The organism is Curtobacterium sp. TXMA1 (assembly GCF_020162095.1).
In the GTDB taxonomy this organism is placed as follows: Bacteria; Actinomycetota; Actinomycetes; order Actinomycetales; family Microbacteriaceae; genus Curtobacterium.
On sequence record NZ_CP083910.1, the window covers coordinates 1,077,767 to 1,102,989 of the forward strand.

The following is a 25,223-nucleotide window of genomic DNA, read 5'->3' on the forward strand; positions in this document are numbered from 1 at the left end:
CCGCTCGATGCTCGAGAGCACGGGGCGCCCACGCATCGGCGTGATGGGCGGCACGTTCGACCCGATCCACCACGGGCACCTCGTGGCGGCGTCGGAGGTCGCCCGTGCGTTCGACCTGGACGAGGTCGTCTTCGTCCCCACCGGCCAGCCGTACATGAAGTCGGACGTCACCGACGCCGAACACCGGTACCTGATGACGGTGGTCGCCACCGCGTCGAACCCGATGTTCACGGTCAGTCGGGTGGACATCGACCGTCCCGGGCCCACCTACACGGTGGACACGTTGCGCGACCTGCGCGACCAGCGACCGGATGCGCAGCTCGTCTTCATCTCCGGCGCGGATGCCGTTCAGCAGATCCTCGACTGGAAGGACCACGATGGTCTCTGGGACCTCGCGCACTTCGTCGCGGTCACCCGTCCGGGCCACGACCTGAGCATCACCGGACTCCCCGAGCGAGACGTGAGCTTGCTCGAAGTCCCCGCACTGGCGATATCCTCGACCGATTGCCGCGACCGGGTCAGGCGCGGTCACCCCGTGTGGTACCTCGTGCCGGACGGGGTCGTCCAGTACATCTCCAAGCACCACCTGTATCGGAGCGTTGCATGAGTTCGTCCGACGCGCAGCCGCCACTCTCGCGGCGTGAGGCGCGCGAGCGGGAGCGTGCCGCCGCAGCCGGCGGGCAGCCCGTCACCCCGCCGCCGACCGTCGCCGCACCGTCCGACCGGTCCGACGCCCGCCGCCGGCCGGGCTCGCACGTCGCGCCCTCGCCGAGCGGCCCCGCGCGGTCGGCCGCCCGTCCGACCTCCGGCGGCACTGAGCCGGAGCAGCAGCCCGGGCCGGTCTTCCCCCTCGCACCGGCGCCGGCCTCGGCGACCGAGATCGTGCCGGGGACCGGTGGCCTCACCCGTCGCCAGCTCCGCCTGATGCGCGAGGCCGAGGGGCAGGCCGTGCAGCCCGTTCCGCTGCAGGCACCGACCCCGCAGTCGTCCGACCGCACCGTGCAGGACGTCATCGGGTCGGTCGACCACCTCGACCAGGACGCCGAGCGTCCGCGCTCGGCGCCGACCGCCGCGTGGTCGCACGCCCAGGCACGTCCGGCCGACGACCGTCCGGTCCCGGCTCCGGCCGAGCGTCCGACGTCGGCGCAGGACCCGGCTCGTTCCGCACAGTTCCCGCTCGCCCCGACCCCGGTCGTCGACGCGTCCGAGGCGTCGGGCGACCGCGACGACCGGACCGGTGCGGCAGAGCAGGCCCCGGAGCGCGAGGCACCGGCAGACGAGCCGTCGGCCGAGTCCGAACTGCTCGACCCGGCTGCGGTGGCGCAGGCGACCGAGGCGGACGGGTCCCCGGACGCGATCGAGCCCCTGAGCGAGGCCGCAGCCCACGCCGAGGAGCCCCGGCGCCACCGGACGACCTGGGCCCCGCCGGAGACCGACGACACCGAGACACCCGAGTCCGAGGACGCCGCCCGGGCGTCCGCACCGGCGCCGACGGCGTCGACCCCCGTCGTGTTCCCGTTGTCGCTCGACGACGACACCAACGAGGTCCCGATCCAGCTCCCGACGCCCGCGACCGCTCGTCGGTCCGACGACGGTGCCGGTCGGGGCGACGACGCGGATGCCGATGCACCGCGCGTCCCGGCGGCCTTCCGGCGCAGCCCCGAGCCGAAGCCCGTCACGACGGCCTTCGAGCCCCCGGCTGGCCACTGGACCCAGCAGGCCCGGGACACCGACGACGCCGAGGTGCACGACGTGACGGGCACCCGCCGCGTCGCCGTGCAGGACACCAACTCGATCGTGCTGCCGAACTCCGCGCTGGCCGACCCGACCGGCGCCCTGAATGCCACCGGCGAGGTGATCCTGACCGGCTCGATCGACCTGCCGGCCTCGCTGTCGTCCACCGGGTCGCACCGACCGATCGACGGGGCCGAGGTCGATCGGTTGCTCGAGCAGCACGACGAGCAGCCGGAGACCGACGCGAGTCCCGTCCGAGCGAGCCGAGCGATCTCGAGCCACACGTCCACGCGTCAGGTCGTGCTCGCCGCCGCGAAGCCGAAGGAGTCCCGGACGCCGGTCATCCTCGGCGTCACCGTCGGGGCCGTCGGCCTGGCTGCCGCAGGGGTCATCATCGTCGCCCTGCTCACCACCCACTTCGGCGGCTGACCGCCCGCCGGACCCCTCGCATCCGACCGCCCCGTCGTCCGTCCCGGCCCACCGGCCTGGCCGCTGTCGGCGGGGTGGCCTATGATCAGGACCCATCACACGGACCCGCAGAGTGCGGTGCCGACGACCGGAAGGACTCCGTGACCGCCTCCTCACGCGCAGTGGAACTCGTACAGATCGCCGCCCAGGCGGCCGACGCGAAGCAGGCCGAAGACCTCGTCGCCCTCGACGTGACCGGGCCGCTGCAGCTCACCGACGTGTTCCTGCTCGCGACCGGTCGGAACGAGCGCAACGTGCTCGCCATCGCGGACGAGGTCGAGGAACGCCTGATCGCAGCCGGGGCCAAGCCGCTCCGTCGCGAGGGCCGGACCGAGGGCCGCTGGGTCCTCATCGACTTCGGTGACATCGTCGTGCACGTCTTCCACGAGGAAGACCGCCAGTACTACTCGCTCGAGCGCCTCTGGTCGGACTGCCCGACGATCCCGCTCGAGCTGCCCGTCGACCACACGGCGTAGACGCGACGCGCCCGGGTGACGGAGTCGATTTCGTCACCGGGCGTTCGCGTGGTGTACGCTTCCATGGTGCCTCCGGGAACGGGGAACACAGCGAAGAAGTGAACATGGGTCTGTGGCGCAGCTGGTAGCGCACCTGCATGGCATGCAGGGGGTCAGGGGTTCGAGTCCCCTCAGATCCACCCACGAGACGAAGCCCCGCCGGACCTCCGGCGGGGCTTCGTCGTTCCGCAGGTCCGGCCCCGACAGGCGGCGCGACCATCGGTGACCGAGGCCGTCCGGGCTCCCAGGTCCCACTACGCTGTTGCGCATGAGCAACGACGCGCCCCTCGCCGGAGCCCCGCTGTCCGGATCCGCCCTGACGATCACCGCAGGCGGGTACACCGCCGAGATCGCCTCGGTCGGGGCATCGCTCCGGACCCTCCGCGCCGAGGGACGTGACCTGGTCGTCCCGTTCTCCGCCGACGAGGTCCGTCCGGCCTTCCGCGGGGCCGTGCTGGCGCCCTGGCCGAACCGTGTCGTCGACGGCCGGTACGCCTTCGGCGGGCAGGACCACGAGCTCGCGCTGACCGAGCCGAAGCGGCACCACGCACTGCACGGTCTCGTCGCCTGGACGGACTTCCGTGTCGTCGCCCACGAGCCCGACCGTGCGGTGCTCGCCACGACGGTGCCCGCGCAGGAGGGGTACCCGTACCGCGTCGAGGTGCTCGTCGAGTACCGCGTGGACGCCGACGGCCTGCACACGACCGTCACCGGGACGAACACGGGTGGGGACGCCGCGCCGTGGGGGACCGGTCCGCACCCGTACCTCGTCGCCGGCGCGGGCCGTGTCGACGACTGGACGCTGACCCTGCCCGCCGCCGAGGTGCTCGAGGTCACCGAGGACCGCCTCGTGCCGACCGGCCTGGCGCCCGTGCACGACGAGTTCGACCTGCGCACGGCGACCCCGATCGGCGACCGGTTCATCGACCACGCGTTCACCGGGTTCGACCGCGACGCCGAGGGACTGGCCACGATCGAGCTCACCGCGGCGGACGGCCGCGGCGTGCGGGTGTCCTTCGGGCCGGAGTGCGGCTGGGCGCAGGTGCACACCGCCGACCACGTCGTGCCGGAGTACCACCGTGTCGGCCTCGCGGTCGAGCCGATGACCTGCGCACCGGACGCCTTCAACGCGGGCGAGGAGGCCGGCCTCGTCGTGCTCGCCCCCGGTGCCGCGCACGCCGCCTCGTGGACGATCGCCGCGGTCTGACCCGAGCGCGGGTCCTCACGCGACGGCTCGACGTCGCGCCCGACCTCGGCGCGCTGGCGGCGGCCACCGGGTCCGACGTCGTCTGGCTCGACTCCGGACTGCCGGAGGGTGCGCCGGAGGCCGCTCGCGGACGCGCCCGGTGGTCGCTCCTCGCGCACACGGACGGACCGTTCGCGACCCGGTTCCGGCACGAGGACCGACGCGCGGAGCTCGAGGTCCCGCCCGCGGCCCGCCGGTGGTTCGGGACGTCGCGTTCCGAGGACCGCCCGGCGTTCGCCGTGCTCGACGACCTGCTCTCGCGGACACCCGCGCTCGACACCCCGGTGCCCGGCTGCGGCTTCGCGCTCGGCTGGGTCGGGTTCCTCGGCCACGAGCTCGGCCGGGAGTCCGGCGGCCCGGACAGCACCGCGGCGCACGCGGACGCCGACCTGCGCTTCGCGGACCGCGCGGTCCTGGTGCACGCCGACGGCCGCGCCTGGGCGCTCGCCCTGGTGACCGACGACGAACCGGCGGCCAGCGCTGCGAACCGCGCGTGGCTCGACGGACCGCACACGGGACGGCCGCCGGTCGACGTGCCGGACGGCGCCACGGGCCTCCCGGCCGTCGCCGTCGGTCGCGTGTCCCGCACCGCGTACGAGGGCGCGGTCGAGGCGTGCCGCGCCGAGATCCGCGACGGGAACGCGTTCCAGGTGTGCCTCACGACCGCCTTCGCGGTGGGCGCGTCCGGACGGGAGGCCCTGCTCGCGCCCGCCACCGACCCGCACCTGGTCGAGTACCTGCGACTGCGCCGCGCGGACCCCGTCCCGTTCGGTGCCTGGCTGCGGCTCGGCCCGCTGCGGATCGCCAGTCGGTCGCCGGAGCGGTTCCTGCGGGTGGACGCCGACGGCACGGTGGTCGCGGAGCCGATCAAGGGCACGCGGCCGCGCGACGCGGACCCGGCACGGGACGCCGTCGCCCGGTCGGCGCTCGCGGCGAGCTCGAAGGACCGCGCGGAGAACGTCATGATCGTCGACCTGCTGCGGAACGACCTGCTGCGCACGGCGGTGCCCGGGTCGGTGCACGTCGAGCGGCTCTGCGACGTCGAGACGTACGCGACCGTGCACCAGCTCGTGTCGACGGTGTCCGCCGTGCTGCCGGCCGGGGCGTCGCGAGCGGCGGTGGTGCGTGCAGCGTTCCCGCCGGGGTCGATGACCGGGGCGCCGAAGATCAGCGCGATGGCGATCGCCGACCGGCTCGAGGGGGCGCCCCGCGGCGTGTACTCGGGGGTCGTCGGGTACTTCTCGGCGGACGGTTCGGTCGACCTGTCGGTGGCCATCCGCACACTGGTGACGGTGCTGGACGACCGGGGAGCGGAACGCTCGCGGACGTTCGGGGCCGGCGGTGCGGTGACGTGGTCCTCGGTCGCGTCGGACGAGGCGGACGAGGTCGAGACGAAGACACGGTCGGTGTTCGGGGCGCTGGGGGTCACGGCCAGCTGGTGACCCGGACGGAGGCGGGCTCCTGGTCGTGAGCCACCGGGCGTGTCGAACGAGTGTTCGATCCGGTGTCCACCGGATGTCGGACCCGGTTGACATCATCGAACACATGTTCGAATATGAGGGCATGCAGACGGCGGCGGCACTCCTGTCGCCCGGACCCGAGGGGGCGACCGGGCACGACGGGCCTGCTCGTCCCGACGGGCCCGCTCGTCCCGACGGGCCCGGCCGCTCCGGTGGCCGGTCGGGAACGACCCGCCCGACCCGGCGCGTCGACCACCTGGGGGATGCCCGGACGGCGCTCGAACGCATCACGGCGCTGCGCTCCCGGGTGTCCGAGATGGAGGCCCCCCGCGTCGACGTCCAGGGGCTCCCCACCGCCGACGCCCTGCAGCCGCTGCTGCCCGGTGGCGCGATCCGGGTCGGCGGGTCCTACGCCGTGCAGGAGTCCGTGCTGCTCGCGATGACCATGCTGCAGGCGGCCTCGGCCGAGGGTGCGTGGTGCGCCGTGGTCGGGGTGCCGTCCTTCGGGGTCGAGGCGGCTGCGGCGATGGGCATCGACCTCGAGCGGCTCGTGCTCGTGCCCGACCCGGGCGACCAGTGGCTCACCGTGACCGCGGCCCTCGCCGACGTGGCGCAGATCGTCCTGACGCGGCCGCTCGGTCGGGTCGTGCCCGGTGACGTCTCCCGGCTGTCCGCGCGGTTGCGGCAGCGCGGTGGGGCACTCGTCGCACTCGGGTCGTGGCCGGGCGCCGACGTCACCCTGCGGGTGAGCGGCTCGGTGTGGACCGGCATCGGCGATGGGCACGGGTACCTGGCGGAGCGCCGGGCCACGGTGACGGCGTCCGGCCGCGCGGGGGCGGGGCGGGGCGTCAGCGCCGACCTGCTGCTGCCGGCGGCGGACGGTGCGGTGCGACCCGCTGCGCCCCTCGTCACCCGGGCGGGCGGGACCGACACGGGTGTCACCGGTGGACCCGGTACCACCCCGGTCGTCCCCGGTGCCGCACCGGCGGACGGCGCCGGGACGTCCCGCGTGCTGCGTCCGGTCGCGGTGGCGTCGTGAGTCCCCGAGGACGAGCACGTGCCGCCTCGCCGCGCGGCGCGATCCGGGGCACCGCCGGGGCAGGGGTGCCGGGTGCCGGGGTCGTCCGTGCCGACGCGCTGGCGCGCGGTGGTGCCCTGCCGGAACCGCCACCCGCGCGCACGATCGTGCTCTGGTGCCCGGACTGGCCGGTGATCGCGGCCGCCCGGGCAGCGGGGTCACCGCCCGAGCACCCCTTCGCGCTGGTGGCCAAGGGGCTGGTGTTCGCCAGCTCGGCCAGTGCCCGGCAGCAGGGGGTGGTCCGTGGCCTCCGCGTGCGCGAGGCCCAGGCACGCTGTCCGGAGCTCGTGGTCGAGCCCTACGACGACGCGCTCGACCACCGTGCGTTCGAGCCGGTCATCCGTGCGATCGAGGGGGCGGTCCCCGGGGTCGAGGTCCTGCGTCCCGGCACAGTCGCCCTGCGTTCCCGCGGGCCGGCGCGGTACTACGGCGGCGAGCGGGCGGCTGCGGCGACGTTGGCCGGCATCGCCGCCGACCACGGGGCCCCCGGCGTCCGTGCCGGGGTGGCGGACACCCCGTTCGCGGCGGAGCAGGCAGCGCGGGCGCGCCCGGTGCGGCCGGGGGAGCGGGTGCGCATCGTGCCGGTCGGGGGATCGGCGGCGTTCCTGGCGGACCTGCCGCTCGGGGTGCTCGGCGACCCCGACCTGGCGATGGTGCTCGGGCGGCTCGGCATCGCCACGCTCGGCGACTTCGCCGCACTCGGCGACGAACAGGTGCGCGACCGGTTCGGGGTCGCCGGCGCGTTCCTGCACCGGCTGGCGGGCGGCCGCGACCCGCGCGAGGTCGCCGCGCGGGCGGTCCCGCCGGAGCTCCGGGTCGAGGCGTCCTTCGAGCCGCCGCTCGACCGCGCCGACCAGGTCGCGTTCGCCTTCCGCCGGTCGGCCGACGACTTCGCCGCCCGGCTGCGCGCCGCCGGGCTCGTCGCGACCACGATCCGGGTCGGCATCGTCGACGAACGCGACCTGCTGCTCGAACGGACCTGGGTGCACCCGCGCTGGTTCGACGCGGCCGACGTGGTCGACCGCGTGCGCTGGCAGCTCGCGGGCGGCGTCGACCCCTCCGGGCTCGAGGCACCCGTGGTCCAGGTGGTGCTCGAGCCGGTCGCGGTCGACGACGCGTCGAACCACGAGCGCGGGCTCTGGGGGACCGGGCCCGACGAACGGGTGCACCACGCCCTCGCCCGGGTGCAGGGGCTCGTGGGGCACGAGGGTGTGGTCACCCCGCGGATCGGTGGCGGCCGGACGCTGGCCGAGCGGGTCGTGCTCGTGCCGTGGGGCGACACCCCCGTCGGTGGCGAGCGGGCGCTCGCCACGGTGCGCGACCGACCGTGGCCGGGCAGGCTGCCGGGCCCGCCGCCGGCGACCGTGCTCGAGCGGCCCCGTCCGGTGGACGTCGTGGCGGCGGGCGGCGACACCGTCGACGTCGACGAGCGCGGCGCACTGACCGGGGTGCCGGAGCGGTTCCGGGCCGAGGGCGAGCGGGGCGGCAGGTTCGCACCCGTGACCGCGTGGGCGGGGCCCTGGCCGCTCGTGGTGCGCTGGTGGGAGGCCGGCGGACGACGCCTGCACCGACTGCAGCTCGTCGACGACGACGGCCGGGCCTGGTACCTGGTGCTCGCCGACCACCGGTGGTGGGCCGAGGCGGTCGCGACGTGAAGGAGACCTGATGGGCTACAGCAATCCACCGATCCCGTGGTCGCAGTTCGAGCGTGCGCTGTCGGACGGGCGCCCGGACAGCGCGCACGCCGGTGACGGCGGGGACAGCCCGGCCTGGTCGCGCAAGCGGTCCCGGTACGTCCCACCGACACCCGCGGCCGACGACGACGTCCCCGTCGTGCCGTACGCCGAGCTGCACGCGCACTCGACCTTCAGCTTCCTCGACGGTGCCAGCGGCCCGGAGCACCTGGTCGAGGAGGCCGCACGACTGCACCTGCACGGCTTGGCGCTGACCGACCACGACGGGTTCTACGGCGCTGCCCGGATGGCCGAGGTGGCCGAGGCGTACCCGACCGTGACGACCGTGTACGGCACCGAGCTGTCCCTCGGGCTGACCGAGCCGCAGAACGGCGTCCCCGACCCGGAGGGCACGCACCTGCTGCTCCTCGCCGACGGGCAGGACGGCTACCACCGGCTCGCGGCCGCCGTCACGCGGGCGAACCTGGCCGCTGGCGCCGAGAAGGGGCGGCCGCAGTACGACCTCGACGAGCTCGCGGCGCAGGCCGACGGGCACTGGCGGGTCCTCACCGGCTGCCGGAAGGGCACCGTGCGCCAGGCCCTCGAGCGCGGCGGGGAGTCGGCGGCGGACGAGGCCCTGCGGGCACTGCTCGACCGGTTCGGCACGGCCGGTGTCGTCGTCGAGCTGACCGACCAGGGCGAACCGCTCGACACCGCCAGGAACGACGTCCTCGCAACGCTCGCGGCGCGGCACGCCCTGCCCGTCGTGGCGACCGGGAACGTGCACTACGCGACCCCGGACCGCTTCCCCGTGGCGACCGCGCTGGCGGCCGTGCGGGCCCGGCGCAGCCTCGACGAGATCGACGGCTGGCTGCCGGCGGCCCCGACCGCCCACCTGCGGTCGGGCGCCGAGATGGCCAGGCGCTTCGCGCGGTGGCCGGGTGCGGTCGAGACGAGCGTGGAGCTGGCAGACGAGCTCGGCTTCCGCCTCCGGACCGCCAAGCCCGGGTTGCCCGACGTCGAGGTCCCCGAGGGGCACACGACGATGTCGTGGCTGCGGGAGCTCACCTGGCGGGGCGCCCGGCGGTTCTACCCGGGCAGTGCCGACGGGGTCGACCCGCAGAAGCGCGAGCGGATCGAGCGCGAGCTCTCCGTCATCGCGGACAAGGACTTCCCGGGGTACTTCCTGATCGTGCGGGACATGGTGCAGTACGCCCGGCAGCGGGGCATCCTGTGCCAGGGGCGCGGCTCGGCGGCGAACTCGGCCGTCTGCTACCTGCTCGAGATCACCGCGGTCGACTCGATCCGGTACGGACTGCCCTTCGAGCGGTTCCTGTCGGCGATGCGCGACGAGGAACCCGACATCGACGTCGACTTCGACTCGGACCGTCGCGAAGAGGTGATCCAGTACGTCTACGAGAAGTACGGACGGTTCAACGCGGCGCAGGTGGCGAACGTCATCACCTACCGGCCGAAGGGGGCCGTGCGGGACATGGCGAAGGCCCTCGGGCACAGTCCCGGGCAGCAGGACGCCTGGTCGAAGCAGGTCGAGCGGTGGGGGTCGGTCACCGAGAGCCAGGACCACGACATCCCGGACACCGTGGTCGACATGGCGCAGCAGGTGCTCGGCTTCCCGCGGCACCTCGGCATCCACTCCGGGGGCATGGTGCTCACCGACCGACCCGTGGGCGAGGTCGTGCCCATCGAGCACGCCCGCATGGACGGCCGGACCGTGCTGCAGTGGGACAAGGACGACTGCGCCTTCATGGGACTCGTGAAGTTCGACATGCTCGGGCTCGGGATGCTCGCGGCGCTGCAGTACTCGTTCGACCTGGCCGACGAGCACTGCGGGGAGCGCTGGGACATGCACTCGATCCCGAAGGAGGAACAGGGCGTCTACGACCAGCTCTGCCGCGCGGACACGATCGGGGTGTTCCAGGTGGAGTCCCGCGCGCAGATGGGCACGCTCCCGCGGTTGCTGCCCCGACGGTTCTACGACCTGGTGATCGAGGTCGCGCTCGTCCGTCCGGGCCCGATCCAGGGCGGTGCCGTGCACCCGTACATCCGACGTCGGACGGGCGAGGAACCGATCACGTACATCCACCCGTCGCTCGAACCCGTGCTCGAGCGGACCCTCGGGGTGCCGCTGTTCCAGGAGCAGCTCATGCAGATGGCGATCGCCGTCGGCGGGTGCTCCGGGGACGACGCGGACCTGCTCCGGCGGGCGATGGGCTCCAAGCGCGGCCTCGAGAAGATCGAGCGGCTGCGCGAGAAGCTCTACGCGGGGATGGCGGCGAACGACATCCACGGCGAGGACGCGGATGCGATCTACGCCAAGATCCAGGCGTTCGCGAACTTCGGGTTCGCGGAGAGCCACTCGATCAGCTTCGCGCTCATCGTCTACGCGAGCGCCTGGATGCGGCTGCACTACCCGGGCGCGTTCCTGGCGGCACTGCTCCGGGCGCAGCCGATGGGGTTCTACTCGCCGCAGACCCTGGTCGCCGACGCCCGACGGCACGGGGTGCGGGTGCTGCGGCCGGACGTCCTGCGGTCGGCGGTCGACGCGACACTGGAGCCGCTGTCCGACGGCGAGGCCGGTCCGACGGGCGCCGACGCCTGCCTGGCCGAGGAACAACCCCCCGTGCTGCCGTTCGACGGTTCGTCGCCCGACGACACCGCTGACCACCGCCGCGACGGTGCCTTCGCCGTCCGCCTGGGGCTGGTCGAGGTCGCCTCGCTCGGCCGGCGGAGCGCCGAGGCGATCGTCGCGGAGCGCGAGGCGCACGGACCCTTCGCCGACATGTCCGACCTGGCCCGCCGGGTCCGGCTGACGACGGCGCAGCTCGAGGCCCTGGCGGCGGCGGACGCCTTCGCCGGGCTCGGCATCGACCGGCGCAGCGGCATGTGGTCGGCGGCGCAGGCCGCGGCGGAACGCCCAGACCAGCTGCCCGACACCCAGGTCACGGTGCAGCCGCCGCTGTTCGGGCAGATGACGAGCGGCGACGTCCTGATCGCGGACATGTGGTCGACGGGCATGTCGACCGACGACCACCCGGTGCACCACGTCCGACCGCGGCTGCGGGCCCGCGGGGTGCTCAGCGTGCAGGACACCGCGACGGCGGAGACCGGACGCCGGGTCGAGGTGGGCGGCATCGTGACGCACCGGCAGCGGCCGGCGACGGCGTCGGGCATCACGTTCCTGAACGTCGAGGACGAGACCGGGCTCGTGAACGTCATCTGCAGCGTGGGCGTGTGGGGCCGGTACCGACGGGTGGCGCGGGAGTCGCCGGCCGTGGTGGTGCGGGGGATCCTGGAGCGGTCGCCGGACGGCGTGGTGAACCTCGTGGCGGACCGCATCGAGCACCTGCCGTTGGCAGTGCGGACCCGGTCGCGGGACTTCCAGTGACCGGCCGTGACGGACGTGACCGACCGGGACCGGCTGCGACCGGCCGTGACGGACCGGGACCGGCTGCGACCGGCCGTGTCGGACCGGGGCCGGCCGCGACCGGCCGTGCCCGGCAGTGCCGGGTCAGGACCCGGTCTGCTCGCGCACCGCGGGGATGCGCACGGTGACCTCGAGCCCACCGGAGCGGACGTTGCGGAGGGCAGCCGTGCCTCCCGACCGTTCCGCGATCGCGCGCACGATCGCGAGCCCGAGGCCCGAGCCGCCCGGTACCGGGACGCCGCCCGTCGCCGGGTCCGGGTCGCGGCGCGAGGTCCGGGCCTCGTCCGGGCGGGTGAAACGGTCGAACGCGACCGGGATGAACGACTCCGGGACACCGGGGCCGTCGTCCGTGACCTGCAGGACGCCCTCGTCGCCCTCGACCCGCCACGACACGAAGACGCCGCCGCCGCGGGGAGTGCCGCGACCGCGTTGCTCGCGGTGTTCGTGACGAGCTGTGCCATGCCGCCGGTGTCGAGGCGGAATCGCGGCTCCGACGCCTCGGACGAGTCCTCGCTCCGCTCGAGGTCGAAGTCCACTGTGATGTCCTTCGCCGACGCGATGAGACGCACGCGGTCGACGGCGGCCATGACCTCGTCGCCCAGGTCGCTCCAGGTGGTGGTCGGGTGGGCGCCGTCCTGCTCGCGCTCCTCGGCGTCCTCGATGCGCGACAGCGTGAGCAGGTCGTTCGCGAGCCGCGAGAGCCGCGCGACGCTCCGCTTGGCGCGGTCGATGTGCGCGGCGAGCGCCGCCGCGTCGTCACCGTCGAGCGACGCCAGGTCGAGCTGGGTGGTGAGGATCGCCAGCGGCGTGCGGAGTTCGTGGCTGGCGTCGGAGACCATCTGGCGCTCGCGCTCGGTGACCTGGCGCGTGCGGGCGAGGAACGCGTTCAGCGTGGTGGCGAGCGAGGCCAGTTCGTCCTGCGCCGGACCGACCGGCAGCTCGGCGCGCTCGGGAGCGACGGAGAGCCGTTCGGCCTCGCGGCGCATCCGGTTCACCGGGCGGAGGGCGGCGGTCGCGAGGGCCCAGGACGCGATGCCGAACGCGATGAGGATCGCGAGGCCGGTGAGCGACAGGGTCGTCGTGAGGTCGTCGACGACGATCGCCTCCGCCTGCGAGTTGCGCGCCGCGACGACGGTCCAGCGCCCGGCGGCGTTGACCGGGTGCTCGATGACGACGCGGTACTCCGACCCGGAGACGGTGATGAGCGACGTGCCCGCCTCGGTGGACGCCAGGCTGCCGAGCGCCCGTTCGACCCGCGGTGGCATGGTCGACAGCCGGATCTGGCCGGAGGGTGCCACGACGGCGACGAGCTGGGCGTTCCCCGGCGCGGACAGGTCCGGGTCGCTGTCGACCTCGAGCGTCGCCACGTACGGGTCGACGTCGGCGTCGAGCAGGGTCCTGGTGGCGCTCGCGACCACGCTGACGACCTGGAAGCGCATGACGAGCACGAGCAGCAGGATCACGACCGCGGCGATGGCCGTCGAGCCGATGGTGATGCGCGCGCGGAGCGAGAGCACCCGGAGGGGCCGGGGCAGGCCGCGTCCGCCGCGGGCCGTCCCGGTCGTGGGTGCCGTCCCGGTCACGCCCCGAGCAGGTCGAGCCGGTAGCCGCGGCCCCGGACCGTCGCGATGGCGACCGTCGCCTCGTGCGAGGTCAGCTTCTTGCGCAGGTAGGAGATGTACTGCTCGACGACGTTCGGGTCGACGTGCTGCGAGCCGTCCCAGACCTCCTCGAGGATCTTCGGACGGTCGACGACCGTGCCCACGGAACGGGCGAGCAGCCGGAGCAGGGCGAACTCGGTCGGACTGACGGCGACGCGCTGGCCCTTGATCGCGACGCGTCGGGCCTCGGAGTCGATGGCGACGTCGCCGACCTCGATGACCCGCTGCCCGGCAGCCGACTCGCGGCGACCGAGCGCACGGAGGCGAGCGGTCAGCTCGGCGAAGGCGAAGGGCTTCGTGAGGTAGTCGTCCGCACCGGCGTCGAGCCCGAAGACCCGGTCGTCGACGGCGTCGCGTGCGGTGACGAGCAGGATGCGGACGGGGTCCTCGCGCTCGCGGATCCGGCGGGCGAGCTCGAAGCCGGACATGCCCGGCATCATGACGTCGACGACCGCCAGGTCGAAGGCCTGCTCGCCGAGGGCGATGAGCGCCTCGACACCGTTCTCGACCGCCGTGACGCGGTACCCCTCTGCCGCGAGACCACGCTCCATGAGCGCGCGCATCTCGTCGTCGTCCTCGACCACCAACAGGCGCATGATCGACCTCCTCGGCCCCCATCGTGGCAGGGAACGGGCGCCGGTGGGCCATTCCCGGTGGGAAGTCGCTGAATCTCGTCACAGTGACCGCGGTCCGACCGCGGTGCGCGCGGCGCGGTGGGTCCGTCACCCGGACGAGGGCAGAACGCCCTGTCCCACGGAGGGGGGTATCGGCCCGAGGAGCGCCGCGTTGCTAGGCTCCGCACCGGACACGGCGTACCCGACGCAGTGTCCCGAGGGGGCACCATGCAGGATCAGGAGAACCGTCCGTACCGTCCGGACGACAGCGACCACCCGGCGATCGTCCGGTTGCAGGCGGAGCTCGACGCGGCACGGGACGGCATCGGCGTGCTCGGCGAGCTGGAGACCGACCGGCGCGAGCGGGTCGTCGCGGAGCTGCTCAGCGCCGTGCCGGACGTCGCGAGCCGCGCGGCGTACGAGGCCGGCTCGGACCGGGCGGTGGCCACCATCCGGCGCTTCGAGGGGAGCCGGGCCGACGACCACGAGTCGGCGACGGCGCTGTGGGACCGGCTCGTGCTCACCGCGTTCGAGGCGGTCGCCGCCGCCGACGAGTCCGCCGCCACCGGGCCAGCAGGAGCGTACGACCGCGCGGAGCAGCACGCCACGGCCTGACCGGGCACCGGCACGACCGCCCGCGGACCTCAGTCGTCCTCGCCGAGGAGTTCCTCGCGCACGCGTCGGATGTCCTCGAGCAGGGCGCCGATCAGCACCCAGTGCCGCGAGTTCGGTCGGACGACCTCGAGCGGCGCCGTCAACGCGTGGTCCGTGGCCGTCGTGTCCTCGCCACCGGTGCCGGTGAAGCCGTCCCGCTCGACGTGGTGCAGCCGCGTCGCCTCGACCCGCGCGCTCAGCGCCCGGACGTCCGCACCGATCCGGGCGACCTCGGTCGCGATGCTCCCCACCACCGGGTCCGACCGGAGGTCCGGTGCGGTGTTGTCCCGGATCGCCCGGGTCATCCCCGTGACACGGGTGACGAGCACGCGCAGGTGCTCGGCGATCGCCGTGTCGCGCTGCAGGATCGTCCGGTGCCGGCCACCGCGGGGGTTCATCGTGAGCGACTCGCCCGCAGCGGTGAGCGAGGCCTCGGCACGGGCGTGCTGCTGTCGGAGCGCCCGCGCCTGCCGCAGGGCCTCGTCCCACCGGGCGGCGTCCCAGCCCTCAGTGAGGCCGATCGCGATCCGCTCGAACGCGGCAGCGGTGTCGCGGGCCAGTCGGGCGACCGCGAGGTGTGCCGGCTCGAGCAGGACCGGCGGCACGACCACGGCGTTCACCGCAAGCGCCACGACCGCGCCGACCACCGTCTCGAGGATCCGGTCGGCCGAGTAGTTCGGCGTGACGACCCCGGCGGTGAGCACGAGCATGCCGCTGATGCCGACCTGGGTGGCGGAGGTCGGGGTCAGGCGGAGCGCCCAGCTCAGCAGGATCGCCAGGACGATGACGACGAGCACGACCCACACCGAGTCGCCGAGCAGCAGGTGGAACGCGGTCGCGAGCACCACGCCGAGCACCACGCCGGCGCTGCGCTCGAGACCCTTCACGAACGACTGGTTGATGCTGGGCTGCACGACGAGGAGCGCGGCGATCGCGGCGAAGGTCGGGAAGGGGCCGTCGATGAGGACCCGGCAGAGCAGCACTGCGGCGACCACCGCCACCGCCGTCTTCACGACCTGCAGGAACGGTGTGCGGCTGGAACTGCGGAGACGTGCGACCGGGTTCACGACGACCACGGTAGCCACAAGCCGCACGCCGAGCCGTGCACGATGGCGACGAAACCGCCGCGGCACGGTTGACTGGTCCCGTGTGGCCCAACCACGAGCGCGTCATCCCGCAGGCCTTCGCCGGCTCCGGGACCTCCGTCGTGGCCGCACGCGCGCACTCGGTCGAGCCGTCGGGCAACGGCTACCTGTACGGCTACGAGGTCGACACCGTCGACCGGACCGGTCAGCGCGCCACCGTCCTGACCTACGTCGACACCGGTGGCGCCCACGACCAGAACAGCGCGATCGTCACCGACCCGGCCACCGGTGAGCCGGTCTCGGTCTGGGCCTACCCGAACGACCCCGGGCTGCCGGTGCTGCCGCAGGTGACGTACCGCGACGCCGTCGCCGAACTCCTCGCGGGCATCGGGATGCCGGTCACCGACCCGGTGCTGTCGGTGGCCGCCTACCGCCCGGGCAAGCGGGCGGTCGTCCGCGTCGACGCCCCGGAGCGGGTGCTCTTCCTGAAGATCGTCCGCCCGCACCGCGTCGCGCCGATCGTCGAGACCCACGAGCAGTTCGTGGCCGCCGGACTGCCGGTCCCGCGGGTGCTGTCGAGCCGGGGCGACGGACTGCTCGTCCTCGAGCGCATCCGGGGCATGCCCGCGGGCAGCCGGATCACCGAGATCGCCGACGACCCGCGCTTCGTCGCGTCGCTCGCCGCCCTGACCGGTCGCATCGCGACCGTCCCGATGACGCAGCAGGCACGGGCCGACGCGATGGACCACGCGGACTGGCACCGCCGCACGCTCGTCGCCGCACTGCCGCAGGACGCCGCCGAGGTCGACGAGCTCTACGACGCCATCGGTCGACGGTCGGTCGGCTGGGGCGCCGCCACGAAGCAGGTGGTGCACGGTGACCTGCACCTCGAGCAGGTCTTCGTCGACGAGGACGAGCCGTGGCGCATCTCCGGCCTGCTCGACATCGACACCGCCGGCTGGGGGTTCCCGGTCCGCGACGTCGGTGCGGTCGTCGCCCACCTGGTCGTCACCGGGCTGTGGCACCGGTCGCGCGGGGACGCCGAGCGCGGGGCCGCTGCCGAGCGGCTCGCCGACGCCGTCGCCCGCGACTGGGTCGCGCGCAACCCCGGTGAGGCCGACCGCATCGGCCCCGCCATCGGCGCGCAGCTCCTCGCCCACGCGGGCGGACAGGCCACGACCGGCTCGGAGAACGGGATCCGGACCGCCCGGCAGCTGCTGGCGGCGACGCGCGCCGCGCTCGCCGAGGCGGCGCCGACCGTGCCCTCGGACGGCGTGTTCCGTCCGCGGTCCGCACCGCAGGCCTGACCCGGCCGTCCGCCGGGAACGGACGGGCAGGTGGAGGGGAGCCGCGCCTCCCGGCCGACGCCCGTCCCGACCGCCCGACGACCGGACGGGAGGCACGACGCGCGCGGGTCCTGTCGAGTCGCCTCCGTCGGGGGTGCGGGAGTAAACTGTGCGCAGCACGCACCGTGTCGTCGCGTGCCGCGTCGTTTCCGGACGCGGCTGTCGGTCACCGAACCGACGTGGGGACCGGATCCGTGGGCGTCCGACGGGCACCACGTGCGTGCGACGGCGCCGGGTCCCGGCGCGGATCGTCGTGCCGAGCACCCGAGTGTGCCGGCCGCGCGGGCCGCGGGAGTCCACCGGACGTCCCTCGACGGGACCGGCGCACGAGCGGGCCAGGGTGGCCCGTGGACCGGGGTCGCGCCAGACGCCGGTCGAGGACTTCCCGCCACGACGGCGGCTCGCCCGTGCGGAACGGGCGCAAGGAGGAGGAGCGTTGGCTCGATCAGGCACCCGGCGAGCAGCCGGCGGGACGCGGACCGCGTCGCGCCGCACCCGGCCGCTGGACAACGACGGCGTCATCCCGGTGCTCGCCCGCGCGGTGCGCGAGGTCGAGGCGGCAGCGCAGCGCGGACCGCTCAAGGCGTCCAACCGGTCGAAGTTCCAGGCGGTGGCCCTGCTGATGCGCGAGGAGCGTGCGCGGGTCAAGGCCGACCCGGAGCTCACCGACGCGCAGCGCGCCGAGCAGCTGAAGCGGCTCGACGGCGTCGCCACCATCCTGGCGAAGACCGCGGCGCGGGACACCAGCGTGATCCAGCTGCTGACCGAGGAGGCCTCGGTGAGCGAGGCGACGCGGACGGTCAAGCGCGACATGATGATCGCCGGTGGCATGGAGCTGCAGCCCGAGGAGCTCGTCATCGCGGCGGAGCCCTCGCCGGTGGTCGAGTCGCCCGTGCGGGCGGTCGTCCCGCAGGCAGTCGTGCAGCGGCAGCTCGCCAACCCGTTCCTGCCGCCGGACTTCGCCCTCGCCGACCAGCCCGTCGCGCACCCGCGTCGCCTGGCGAACTGGGAGCTCTTCGGTCCGCTGTTCAAGTCGTTCGAGTACGGCGCGGGCGGGGGAGCGGCGTCGATGCCGCTGCCCGAGCCGACGTCGCTGCACTCGCGGTCCGGCACCACGCTGATGAAGCACCAGGCGGAGCTCGTCGCCGCCGCGTCGCACGGGCACCGCACCTTCCTGCTCGCCGACGAGCCCGGCCTCGGCAAGACCGCGCAGTCGCTGCTCGCCGCCGACGCCGCGAACGCCTTCCCGCTGCTCGTCGTGGTGCCGAACGTCGTCAAGACGAACTGGGCGCGCGAGGCCGAGCGCTGGGTGCCGAACCGGACCGCGACCGTCATCCACGGCGACGGGGACGACCTGGACGGCTTCGCCGACATCGTCATCGTGAACTACGAGATCCTCGACCGGCACGCCGGGTGGCTCGGGTCCTTCGGGTTCAAGGGCATGGTCGTCGACGAGGCGCACTTCATCAAGAACAAGGAGTCGCAGCGCTCCCGGTTCGTGCTGCAGCTCGCCGAGCAGATCCGCTCGCGGGTGTCCTCGCCGCTGTTCATGGCGCTGACCGGTACCCCGCTGATCAACTCGGTCGAGGACTTCCGCACCATCTGGGAGTTCCTCGGCTGGATCGACGACAAGAAGCCCCGCGCGAAGCTCATGAACGAGCTCGAGGACATCGGGCTCACCCCCGCGGACCCCGGCTTCTTCGTCGAGGCGCGCAAGGCCGTCATCGACCAGGGCATCGTCCGCCGCCGCAAGGTGGACGTCGCCGCGGACATCCCCGCCCGACGCATCGCCGACATCCCGGTCGAGCTCGACGGGGAAGAGGGCCGTTCGATCCGCGACGCCGAGCGCGAGCTCACCGCGAAGCTCGTCCGGCGCTACCACCAGGCACTCGACGCCCGCACCGGGCAGGACCCCGTCGTCGGCATCGACCACAAGCTCGTCCGCCAGGTCGCCCGGTGGGAGCTCGAGGACCAGGACGCCTCGTCGACCGGCGAGAACGTGTTCTCCATGGTCCGGCGGATCGGTCGCGCCAAGGCGCAGCTCGCGGCGGACTACGCGGCGCAGCTCGCCTCGAACGTCGGCAAGGTCGTGTTCTTCGCGAAGCACCTCGACGTGATGGACCAGGCGGAGGAGGTCTTCGCCCGTCGGCACCTGAAGACCGCGACCGTCCGTGGCGACCAGACGCCCGCGCAGCGCACCGCCGAGATCGACGCGTTCGTGAACGACCCCGACGTTGCCGTGATCGTCTGCTCGCTCACCGCTGCGGGCGTCGGCCTGAACCTGCAGGTGGCCTCGAACGTCGTGCTCGCCGAGCTGTCGTGGACCTCGGCCGAGCAGACACAGGCGATCGACCGCGTGCACCGGATCGGGCAGGAGGAACCCGTCACCGCGTGGCGCATCATCGCCGCGCAGACGATCGACACCAAGATCGCCGAGCTCATCGACTCGAAGGCGTCCCTGGCCGCCCGCGCGCTCGACGGCTCCGACGAGGAGGTCGACGACTCGGGCGACATCCAGCTCGACGCGATGGTGGCGCTGCTGACGGAGGCGCTCGGGGGCTGACCGCCGGGCGCATCGGCGGCGGCGCCGCGCTGTGGCGCGACGTGCTCACGCACAACAGGAAGCGGCTCGAACCACGGAATTCCGTGGTTCGAGCCGCTTCCTGTTGTGCGCAGCGCCTGAGCGGGGTGCGCAGCGTCAGATGCGCGACTGCACCTCGGCCAGGGACGGGTTCGTCGCGGTGCTGCCGTCCGGGAACACGAGCGTCGGCACGGTCTGGTTGCCGCCGTTGACCTCGGCGACGAGCTCGGCCGTGCCCGGGGTCTGCTCGATGTCGACCTCGCGGAAGGGCACGCCGGCCTTCGTCATCTGGTTCTTCAGCCGGGCGCAGTAGCCGCACCAGGTCGTCGTGAACATCGTGACGCCGCCGGCCTCGGGCACGAACGCGTCTCGGGTGACTGTCTCGCTCATGGGCACCAGGCTAACCCCGTCGGGTCGGGGAACCCCGGTGACCCCTGGTAGACAGGAGCGCGTGACGGACACCCACCTCGAGATCGAGCGTACGTACGACATGCCCGAGGGCGACGCCCTGCCGGACCTCATCGGGGTCGGTAGCATCGCCCGGACGGAGCACCAGGAGCAGTTCGAGCTCGACGCCACCTACTGGGACACCGAGCGGTACGACCTCGTCGCGTCGCGGGTGACCGTCCGACGGCGCACGGGCGGCCCGGACGCCGGGTGGCACATCAAGCGAGCCGCGTCGGACACCGTCCGGCACGAGCAGCACTTCCCCCTGACCGACGACGCCGACACCGTGCCCGACGCGGTCCTCGGCGCGCTCTTCACCGAGCGTCGGGGCCGCGGCCTGCGCCCGGTCGTCCGGATCACCACCACGCGGGCGGTCACCCGGCTGCTCGACGAGGACGACGACCAGGTCGCCGAACTCGCCGACGACCGCGTGGTCGCCCAGCGCCTCGACGACCAGGCGCCCGCGACCCCGCGTACCTGGCGCGAGGTCGAGGTCGAGACGGTCGAAGGTGTCGACGAGCAGGTGGCGCACGAGCTCTTCGCAGCGCTCGACGGTCGGTTCGCCGACATCGGCGCCCACCCCGCGGCGGTCACCTCGAAGCTCGCACGGGGACTCGAGGGCGCCCCCGCCGCGCGGCTCCGGACGGCCGAGAAGCCCGAGAAGCACACCGCCGCACGTGCGCTGACGAAGCGCCTGCGCAAGCTCCGGGCCGCGCTCCTGGCAGCGGACGCCGAGCTGCGGACCGGCGGCGACGTCGACCTCCGAGCCACCGCGCGGACCGCCCTCGACACCGCCGCGGTGCTGGGCTCCTACCGGCCGGCCTTCCCCGCCACACCGGCCGCCGACCGCGCCGCCGAGGCAGCGGACGCCCTGGCCGCCGTGACGGCACGTGCCGCACTGGCCGACTACCTGGTGGAGCGGCTGCCGAACGCGTCGACGCCGGCGCAGGACCTGCTCGTCGACGCCATGACCCGCGAGCGCGTCCTCGCCGCAACCCGCGAGCGCCGCGCCGTCGCGGTCGGCGAGGTCACGGCGTTCCTGCACTCGGAGCCGTACCTCGAGCTCCTCGACGCCCTCGACGACGCCGTCGAACGGCCGGCTCCGACGGCGTGGGCGCTGCGCTCCCCGAAGCACGTGGCGCAGGACGTCTCGGCCGTCGAGAAGCCGCGCGTCCGCGAGCTCGTCCGCAACGCCGTCGGGGACGACGACGAGAGCGTCGGGCTCGTGGACCGCGAGGCCGCCGACCGTGCCGCGACCGAGCAGGCCTGGCGTGCGGCGACCCGTGCCCGCGCCGCGATGGACGTGCTGGGCGACGACGCCTTCCCGCACGCGCTGTGGAAGCGCATCGGGGACGCCGCGGACGTGCTCACCGAGCGGGTGCGCTCCCTGCACGCCCTCGACGTGCTGCGGGTGCACTCCGGCATCGCCGAGCGCGGTGGAGAGGGGACGTTCGGGTACGGCGTGCTCGCGGGGGACCGCGTGCGGCTCGCCGAGGACTCCTACGACCAGGCGGTGCACGCGCTCAACCGCGTGTGAGCCCGTGGCGGCCGGGCGCCCAGCCCGCGTGCTGCGCGCAGGTGTTCCGCGACAGCGACAGGACTCCGCCGATGTTCGGCGGAGTCCTGTCGCTGTCGCGGGACGATCGGCAGCGGCCAGCGGCCAGCGGCGAGCGGCGAGCGGCGAGCGGCCAGCGGCGAGCGCCCAGCGCCCAGCGCGGCAGCCCGGCAGCCGCTCCGCGCTCAGCCGGCGGCGATGGGCTCCGCCGTGGCGGCCGCCGGGTTGACGTCGGCCAGACCGAGCACGTCGAGCAGCCACGCGAGTTCGAACGCCCGCTCACGCCAGGAGTCGTACCGGCCGCTCACACCGCCGTGTCCCGCGGCCATCTCGGTCTTCAGCAGCACCGGAGCGCCGACCTCACGGAGCTTCGCCGTCCACTTCGCGGGCTCGACGTAGAGCACGCGCGTGTCGTTGATCGATGTCACGGCGAGGATCTGCGGGTACTGCACGTCGTCGCGCACGTTCTCGTACGGCGAGTACTCGCTCATGTACCGGTAGACCTCGGCGTCGTGCAGCGGGTCGCCCCACTCGTCCCACTCGATCACCGTGAGGGGCAGGTCCGGGTCGAGGATGCTGGTCAGCGCGTCGACGAACGGGACGGCGGCCAGGATGCCGGCGAAGCGCTCGGGCGCCAGGTTGGCGACGGCACCCATGAGCAGGCCACCGGCGCTGCCGCCCTCGGCCACCAGGCGGTCGGCGCTCGTCCGGCCGCTCTCGATCAGGTGCTCCGCGACCGCGACGAAGTCGGTGAAGGTGTTCTTCTTCGTCAGCGTCTTGCCGTCCTCGTACCAGTGGCGGCCCATCTCACCGCCGCCCCGCACGTGGGCGACCGCGAAGACGACCCCTCGGTCGAGCATCGACAGGCGCATGACGCTGAAGCCCGGGTCGATCGAGTGCTCGTACGACCCGTAGCCGTACAGGTGCAGCGGCGAAGGGGTGTCGGCGTCGACCGCGTCGCGACGCCAGACGAGCGAGATCGGCACCTTCGTGCCGTCCTCGGCTGTGGCCCAGTCCCGTTCCTGCACGTAGTCGGCCGGGTCGTAGCCGCCGAGGACCGGCTGGCGCTTGAGGACCGTGACCTCGCCGGTCGCCAGGTCGAGGTCGCTCACCTCGGACGGGGTGACGAACGACGTGTACCCGATGCGCAGGGTCGGCTGCTCCCACTCGGGGTTGCCGCCGAGCCCCGCCGAGAACAGCGCTTCGTCGAAGGGGACCTCGTGCGCGTCGCCGTACCCGTCGCCCTCGATCGGGATGACGGCGACGCGGGGGAGCGCCTCTGCCCGGTACTCGAGCGCGAGGTGCCCGGCGAAGGCATCCACGGACTCGATGCGACGCTCGGGGTGGTGCGCGACGACGACCCGCCGGTCGTGCTCCGAGGTGGGGTCATCGGCGGGCACGTCGACGAGTTCGAAGTTCTCGGCGCCGTCGTTGTGCAGCACCAGGAAGCGGTCGCTCCCACCGACGATGGCGTGCTCGATCTCGTACTCGACACCGTCGCGCCGCGGCCACACGACGCGGAACTCACCGGTCGGGTCGGCCGCGTCGAGCACCAGCGCCTCGGACGTGATCTTCGACCCGAGCTCGATGACGATGTACTGCGACGAGCGGGTGACCCCGACGCCGACCCAGTAGCGGTCGTCGGACTCCTCGAACACGACGACGTCATCGCCCGTGGCGCTGCCGACGGCGTGCCGCCAGATGCGGTCAGGACGCCAGGACTCGTCGACCGTCGGGTAGAACACGTACTGCCCGGACGGGTCGAAGGTGGCGCCGGAGCCGGTGTCCGGGATCTCGTCACCGAGGTCCGTGCCGGTCGTGAGGTCCCGCACGTGCAGCGTGTAGCGCTCGTCGCCCTCGACGTCGACGCCGTACAGCAGGCGGGTGCCGTCGTCACTGATGTCGTAGCTGCCGAGCGAGAAGAAGTCGTGTCCCTCGGCCAGGGCGTTGCCGTCGAGGACGACCTGCTCCCCGGGCAGGGCCGCTGCGCCCTCGTCGACCGCGGGCGGCGTCCAGTCGTCCGGGCCGCTGATCGGCGCGCGGCAGTGCACGCCGTACTGGCTGCCTTCGGCCGTGCGCGTGAAGTACCACCAGTCGCCCATCCGCACCGGCACGGAGAGGTCGGTCTCCTGCACGCGGTTCTTCACCTCGGCGAAGATGCGGTCGCGGAGTCCGGCGAGGTGCGCCGTCCGCGCCTCGGTCCAAGCGTTCTCGGCCTCGAGGTGGGCGAGGGTCTCCGGTGACTCCTTGTCCCGCAGCCACTCGTAGTCGTCGACGAAGTCGATGCCGTGGTGGGTCCGCGTGACGGGCCGCTTCGCGGCGGTCGGCGGGGTGGCCTGGGCGTGCTCACTGCTCACCACGCCACCCTATGCGCCCGGGCCTCGACGCCCGCCCGCACGCGCTCGGTGAACGCGTCGAGCTCGACCACGACCGCGGGTGCGATCCACGCGCGGCGTCGTCGACGCGTGGTCACCGGCCGGAGGACCCCGGCCCGGCAGAGGTCGACGATCGTGGTCTCGAGCAACGGCTCGACCGCGCCCCCGACGACGCCCTGCCTGATCGCGCGGCGGAGGAGGTCCTCGGCGTGCTCCTCCGTCAGGACGGCGTCCTGCTCGAGCGCCCGTACGAGCACCGCGTGCGGACCGGGAGCACAGACCGTCGCCGCGCGGTCCTGTGCGACCTCGTCGAGCAGCAGACCCGTCACGAGCGCCTCGTCCGAGCCGGCGCCCACGGCGATCGCCACGTCGCGGACCCACTCGTCGACGAAGCCGTCGCGGTACCGAGCCAGGTGGGCGAAGTACCGCGCTCGCTCGGCGACCAGGACCGTCGAGACCGGCGGGTTCGCTCGCCGTGACGCGCCCCGAGCGCGCAGCACCGCGGCCACGAGCGCCCGCCCCGTCCGACCGTTGCCGTCCGTGAACGGGTGGATCGACTCGAACTGCGCGTGTGCGATCGCCGCCTGGGCCACCGGGTGCAGGTCGTCGCGCTCGAGGAAGGCGAAGAGGTCGGCCATCAGGCCGGGCACGAGTCCGGGCGGCGGCGGGACGTGGTCGGCGTCACCCGGTGTGCGTCCGCCGCCGATCCAGTTCTGCACCGTCCGGTAGCGGCCGGCGTACGGGCCGTCCACCGGGTCGCCCCGGAGCAGACCACGGTGGGCGTCGAGCAGTGCGGTCTCGTCCAGGCGTCCGGCCCCGGCCGCGCGCACCAGGCGCTCGAGGGCGTCGCCGGCCTGCACCATCGCCGTGGCGCTCGTGTTCGCCCGCATGCCCACCAGGGCGCGTGCGACGTCCTCGGCGGTGGCGTCCTCGTGCTCGATGCGCGAGGTCGCGACCGCCTCGGTCCGGGTGAGCAGCCGGTGCAGGGGAGCGGCACCGCCGTCGCCGTCGTCGAGGGCCCGGAGTGCGTCGAGGCTGCGGTCGAGCAGGGCGGCGGTCGTCGGATCGGGCTCCCAGCAGGCGTCGGCGATCCGGGGCGGGACCGAGGCGGTGACGGTCGTGGTCCGGCGGACGGTCCGGTCACCGCGGACGGCGCTGCGCCAGGGACAGACGACCGTGCCGTGGACGGGCCAGCGGGGTCGGGGTCGGGTCACGGGGCCTCCTGGGTGGGTCGTCGGTGCCGAGACGCTAGGACGATCCGCCCCGCTGGTACCAGGAATCCGCAT

Annotated in this window: 18 protein-coding genes, 1 tRNA gene and 1 pseudogene; 13 read left to right on the forward strand and 7 right to left on the reverse strand. The window is 73.8% G+C overall.

The genetic code is table 11. The features are described from left to right. The first annotated feature begins 7 nt into the window (after positions 1-7). The 9 genes from nadD to LCG91_RS05160 all read left to right on the forward strand — a co-directional run bounded on the left by nadD (position 8) and on the right by LCG91_RS05160 (position 11,580). On the forward strand, positions 8-607 hold the full coding sequence (gene nadD / locus LCG91_RS05120) for a nicotinate-nucleotide adenylyltransferase (protein WP_082687387.1): 600 nt from the start codon (positions 8-10) through the stop codon (positions 605-607). After that, positions 604-2,163, forward strand: a complete 1,560-nt coding sequence (locus tag LCG91_RS05125; protein ID WP_224442716.1) for a hypothetical protein — start codon at positions 604-606, stop codon at positions 2,161-2,163. The genes nadD and LCG91_RS05125 overlap by 4 nt, the downstream gene beginning before the upstream one ends. 140 nt (positions 2,164-2,303) lie before the next feature. Next, positions 2,304-2,678 (forward strand): ribosome silencing factor, encoded by a 375-nt coding sequence (rsfS, locus tag LCG91_RS05130; protein ID WP_058728436.1) that lies wholly within the window; start codon positions 2,304-2,306, stop codon positions 2,676-2,678. A 106-nt stretch (positions 2,679-2,784) separates the two neighbouring features. Further along, a tRNA-Ala gene (locus tag LCG91_RS05135) sits at positions 2,785-2,857 on the forward strand. A 128-nt stretch (positions 2,858-2,985) separates the two neighbouring features. Beyond that, positions 2,986-3,924 (forward strand): aldose 1-epimerase family protein, encoded by a 939-nt coding sequence (locus LCG91_RS05140; RefSeq protein ID WP_224442717.1) that lies wholly within the window; start codon positions 2,986-2,988, stop codon positions 3,922-3,924. Next, entirely contained in the window at positions 3,903-5,405 is a 1,503-nt protein-coding gene (locus LCG91_RS05145; protein ID WP_224442718.1) for an anthranilate synthase component I family protein, read from the forward strand. Before LCG91_RS05140 ends, LCG91_RS05145 begins: the two co-directional genes overlap by 22 nt. A gap of 103 nt (positions 5,406-5,508) precedes the next feature. Beyond that, a complete protein-coding gene (locus tag LCG91_RS05150) occupies positions 5,509-6,462 on the forward strand; it encodes a hypothetical protein (RefSeq protein ID WP_224442719.1) in 954 nt (317 codons plus the stop codon). Then, positions 6,459-8,156, forward strand: a complete 1,698-nt coding sequence (locus tag LCG91_RS05155; RefSeq protein WP_411955828.1) for a DNA polymerase Y family protein — start codon at positions 6,459-6,461, stop codon at positions 8,154-8,156. The genes LCG91_RS05150 and LCG91_RS05155 overlap by 4 nt, the downstream gene beginning before the upstream one ends. Positions 8,157-8,166: 10 nt before the next feature. Further along, complete coding sequence (locus tag LCG91_RS05160) at positions 8,167-11,580, forward strand: error-prone DNA polymerase (protein WP_224442720.1); 3,414 nt, start codon at positions 8,167-8,169, stop codon at positions 11,578-11,580. 123 nt (positions 11,581-11,703) lie between these two features. On the opposite strand, the gene LCG91_RS05165 is transcribed toward LCG91_RS05160, so the two are convergent. The 3 genes and pseudogenes from LCG91_RS05165 to LCG91_RS05175 all read right to left on the reverse strand — a co-directional run bounded on the left by LCG91_RS05165 (position 11,704) and on the right by LCG91_RS05175 (position 13,876). After that, entirely contained in the window at positions 11,704-12,012 is a 309-nt protein-coding gene (locus LCG91_RS05165) for an ATP-binding protein (protein WP_263480176.1), read from the reverse strand. Positions 12,013-12,332: 320 nt separating this feature from the next. After that, a pseudogene (locus LCG91_RS16505) lies at positions 12,333-13,058 on the reverse strand (HAMP domain-containing protein); the annotation flags it as partial. Positions 13,059-13,198: 140 nt separating this feature from the next. Beyond that, positions 13,199-13,876, reverse strand: coding sequence for a response regulator transcription factor (locus LCG91_RS05175; RefSeq protein WP_058728778.1), 678 nt, complete (start codon positions 13,874-13,876; stop codon positions 13,199-13,201). 246 nt (positions 13,877-14,122) lie between these two features. On the opposite strand from LCG91_RS05175, the gene LCG91_RS05180 reads away from it, so the two are divergent. Continuing rightward, positions 14,123-14,509, forward strand: coding sequence for a hypothetical protein (locus LCG91_RS05180; protein ID WP_058728779.1), 387 nt, complete (start codon positions 14,123-14,125; stop codon positions 14,507-14,509). Between the two features lie 29 nt (positions 14,510-14,538). Here LCG91_RS05180 and LCG91_RS05185 read toward each other — a convergent pair whose 3' ends face one another. Then, positions 14,539-15,615, reverse strand: a complete 1,077-nt coding sequence (locus tag LCG91_RS05185; RefSeq protein ID WP_224442721.1) for an FUSC family protein — start codon at positions 15,613-15,615, stop codon at positions 14,539-14,541. Between the two features lie 80 nt (positions 15,616-15,695). Here LCG91_RS05185 and LCG91_RS05190 point away from each other — a divergent pair, with 80 nt between their 5' ends. After that, positions 15,696-16,940 (forward strand): phosphotransferase enzyme family protein, encoded by a 1,245-nt coding sequence (locus LCG91_RS05190; RefSeq protein ID WP_224442722.1) that lies wholly within the window; start codon positions 15,696-15,698, stop codon positions 16,938-16,940. A 475-nt stretch (positions 16,941-17,415) separates the two neighbouring features. Continuing rightward, positions 17,416-19,542: a DEAD/DEAH box helicase gene (locus tag LCG91_RS05195; RefSeq protein WP_058728782.1), complete on the forward strand. Its 2,127-nt coding sequence runs from the start codon at positions 17,416-17,418 to the stop codon at positions 19,540-19,542. 135 nt (positions 19,543-19,677) lie between these two features. Here LCG91_RS05195 and LCG91_RS05200 read toward each other — a convergent pair whose 3' ends face one another. Continuing rightward, positions 19,678-19,950 (reverse strand): mycoredoxin, encoded by a 273-nt coding sequence (locus LCG91_RS05200; RefSeq protein ID WP_058728783.1) that lies wholly within the window; start codon positions 19,948-19,950, stop codon positions 19,678-19,680. A gap of 61 nt (positions 19,951-20,011) precedes the next feature. Between LCG91_RS05200 and LCG91_RS05205 the strand changes: the two genes are divergently transcribed. Continuing rightward, positions 20,012-21,544 (forward strand): CYTH domain-containing protein, encoded by a 1,533-nt coding sequence (locus LCG91_RS05205; RefSeq protein ID WP_224442723.1) that lies wholly within the window; start codon positions 20,012-20,014, stop codon positions 21,542-21,544. 203 nt (positions 21,545-21,747) lie between these two features. Here the strand turns inward: LCG91_RS05205 and LCG91_RS05210 are convergent, their stop codons facing one another. Next, complete coding sequence (locus LCG91_RS05210) at positions 21,748-23,919, reverse strand: S9 family peptidase (RefSeq protein ID WP_224442724.1); 2,172 nt, start codon at positions 23,917-23,919, stop codon at positions 21,748-21,750. Then, positions 23,916-25,151: a Fic family protein gene (locus LCG91_RS05215; RefSeq protein ID WP_224442725.1), complete on the reverse strand. Its 1,236-nt coding sequence runs from the start codon at positions 25,149-25,151 to the stop codon at positions 23,916-23,918. Before LCG91_RS05215 ends, LCG91_RS05210 begins: the two co-directional genes overlap by 4 nt. Positions 25,152-25,223 lie beyond the last annotated feature (72 nt).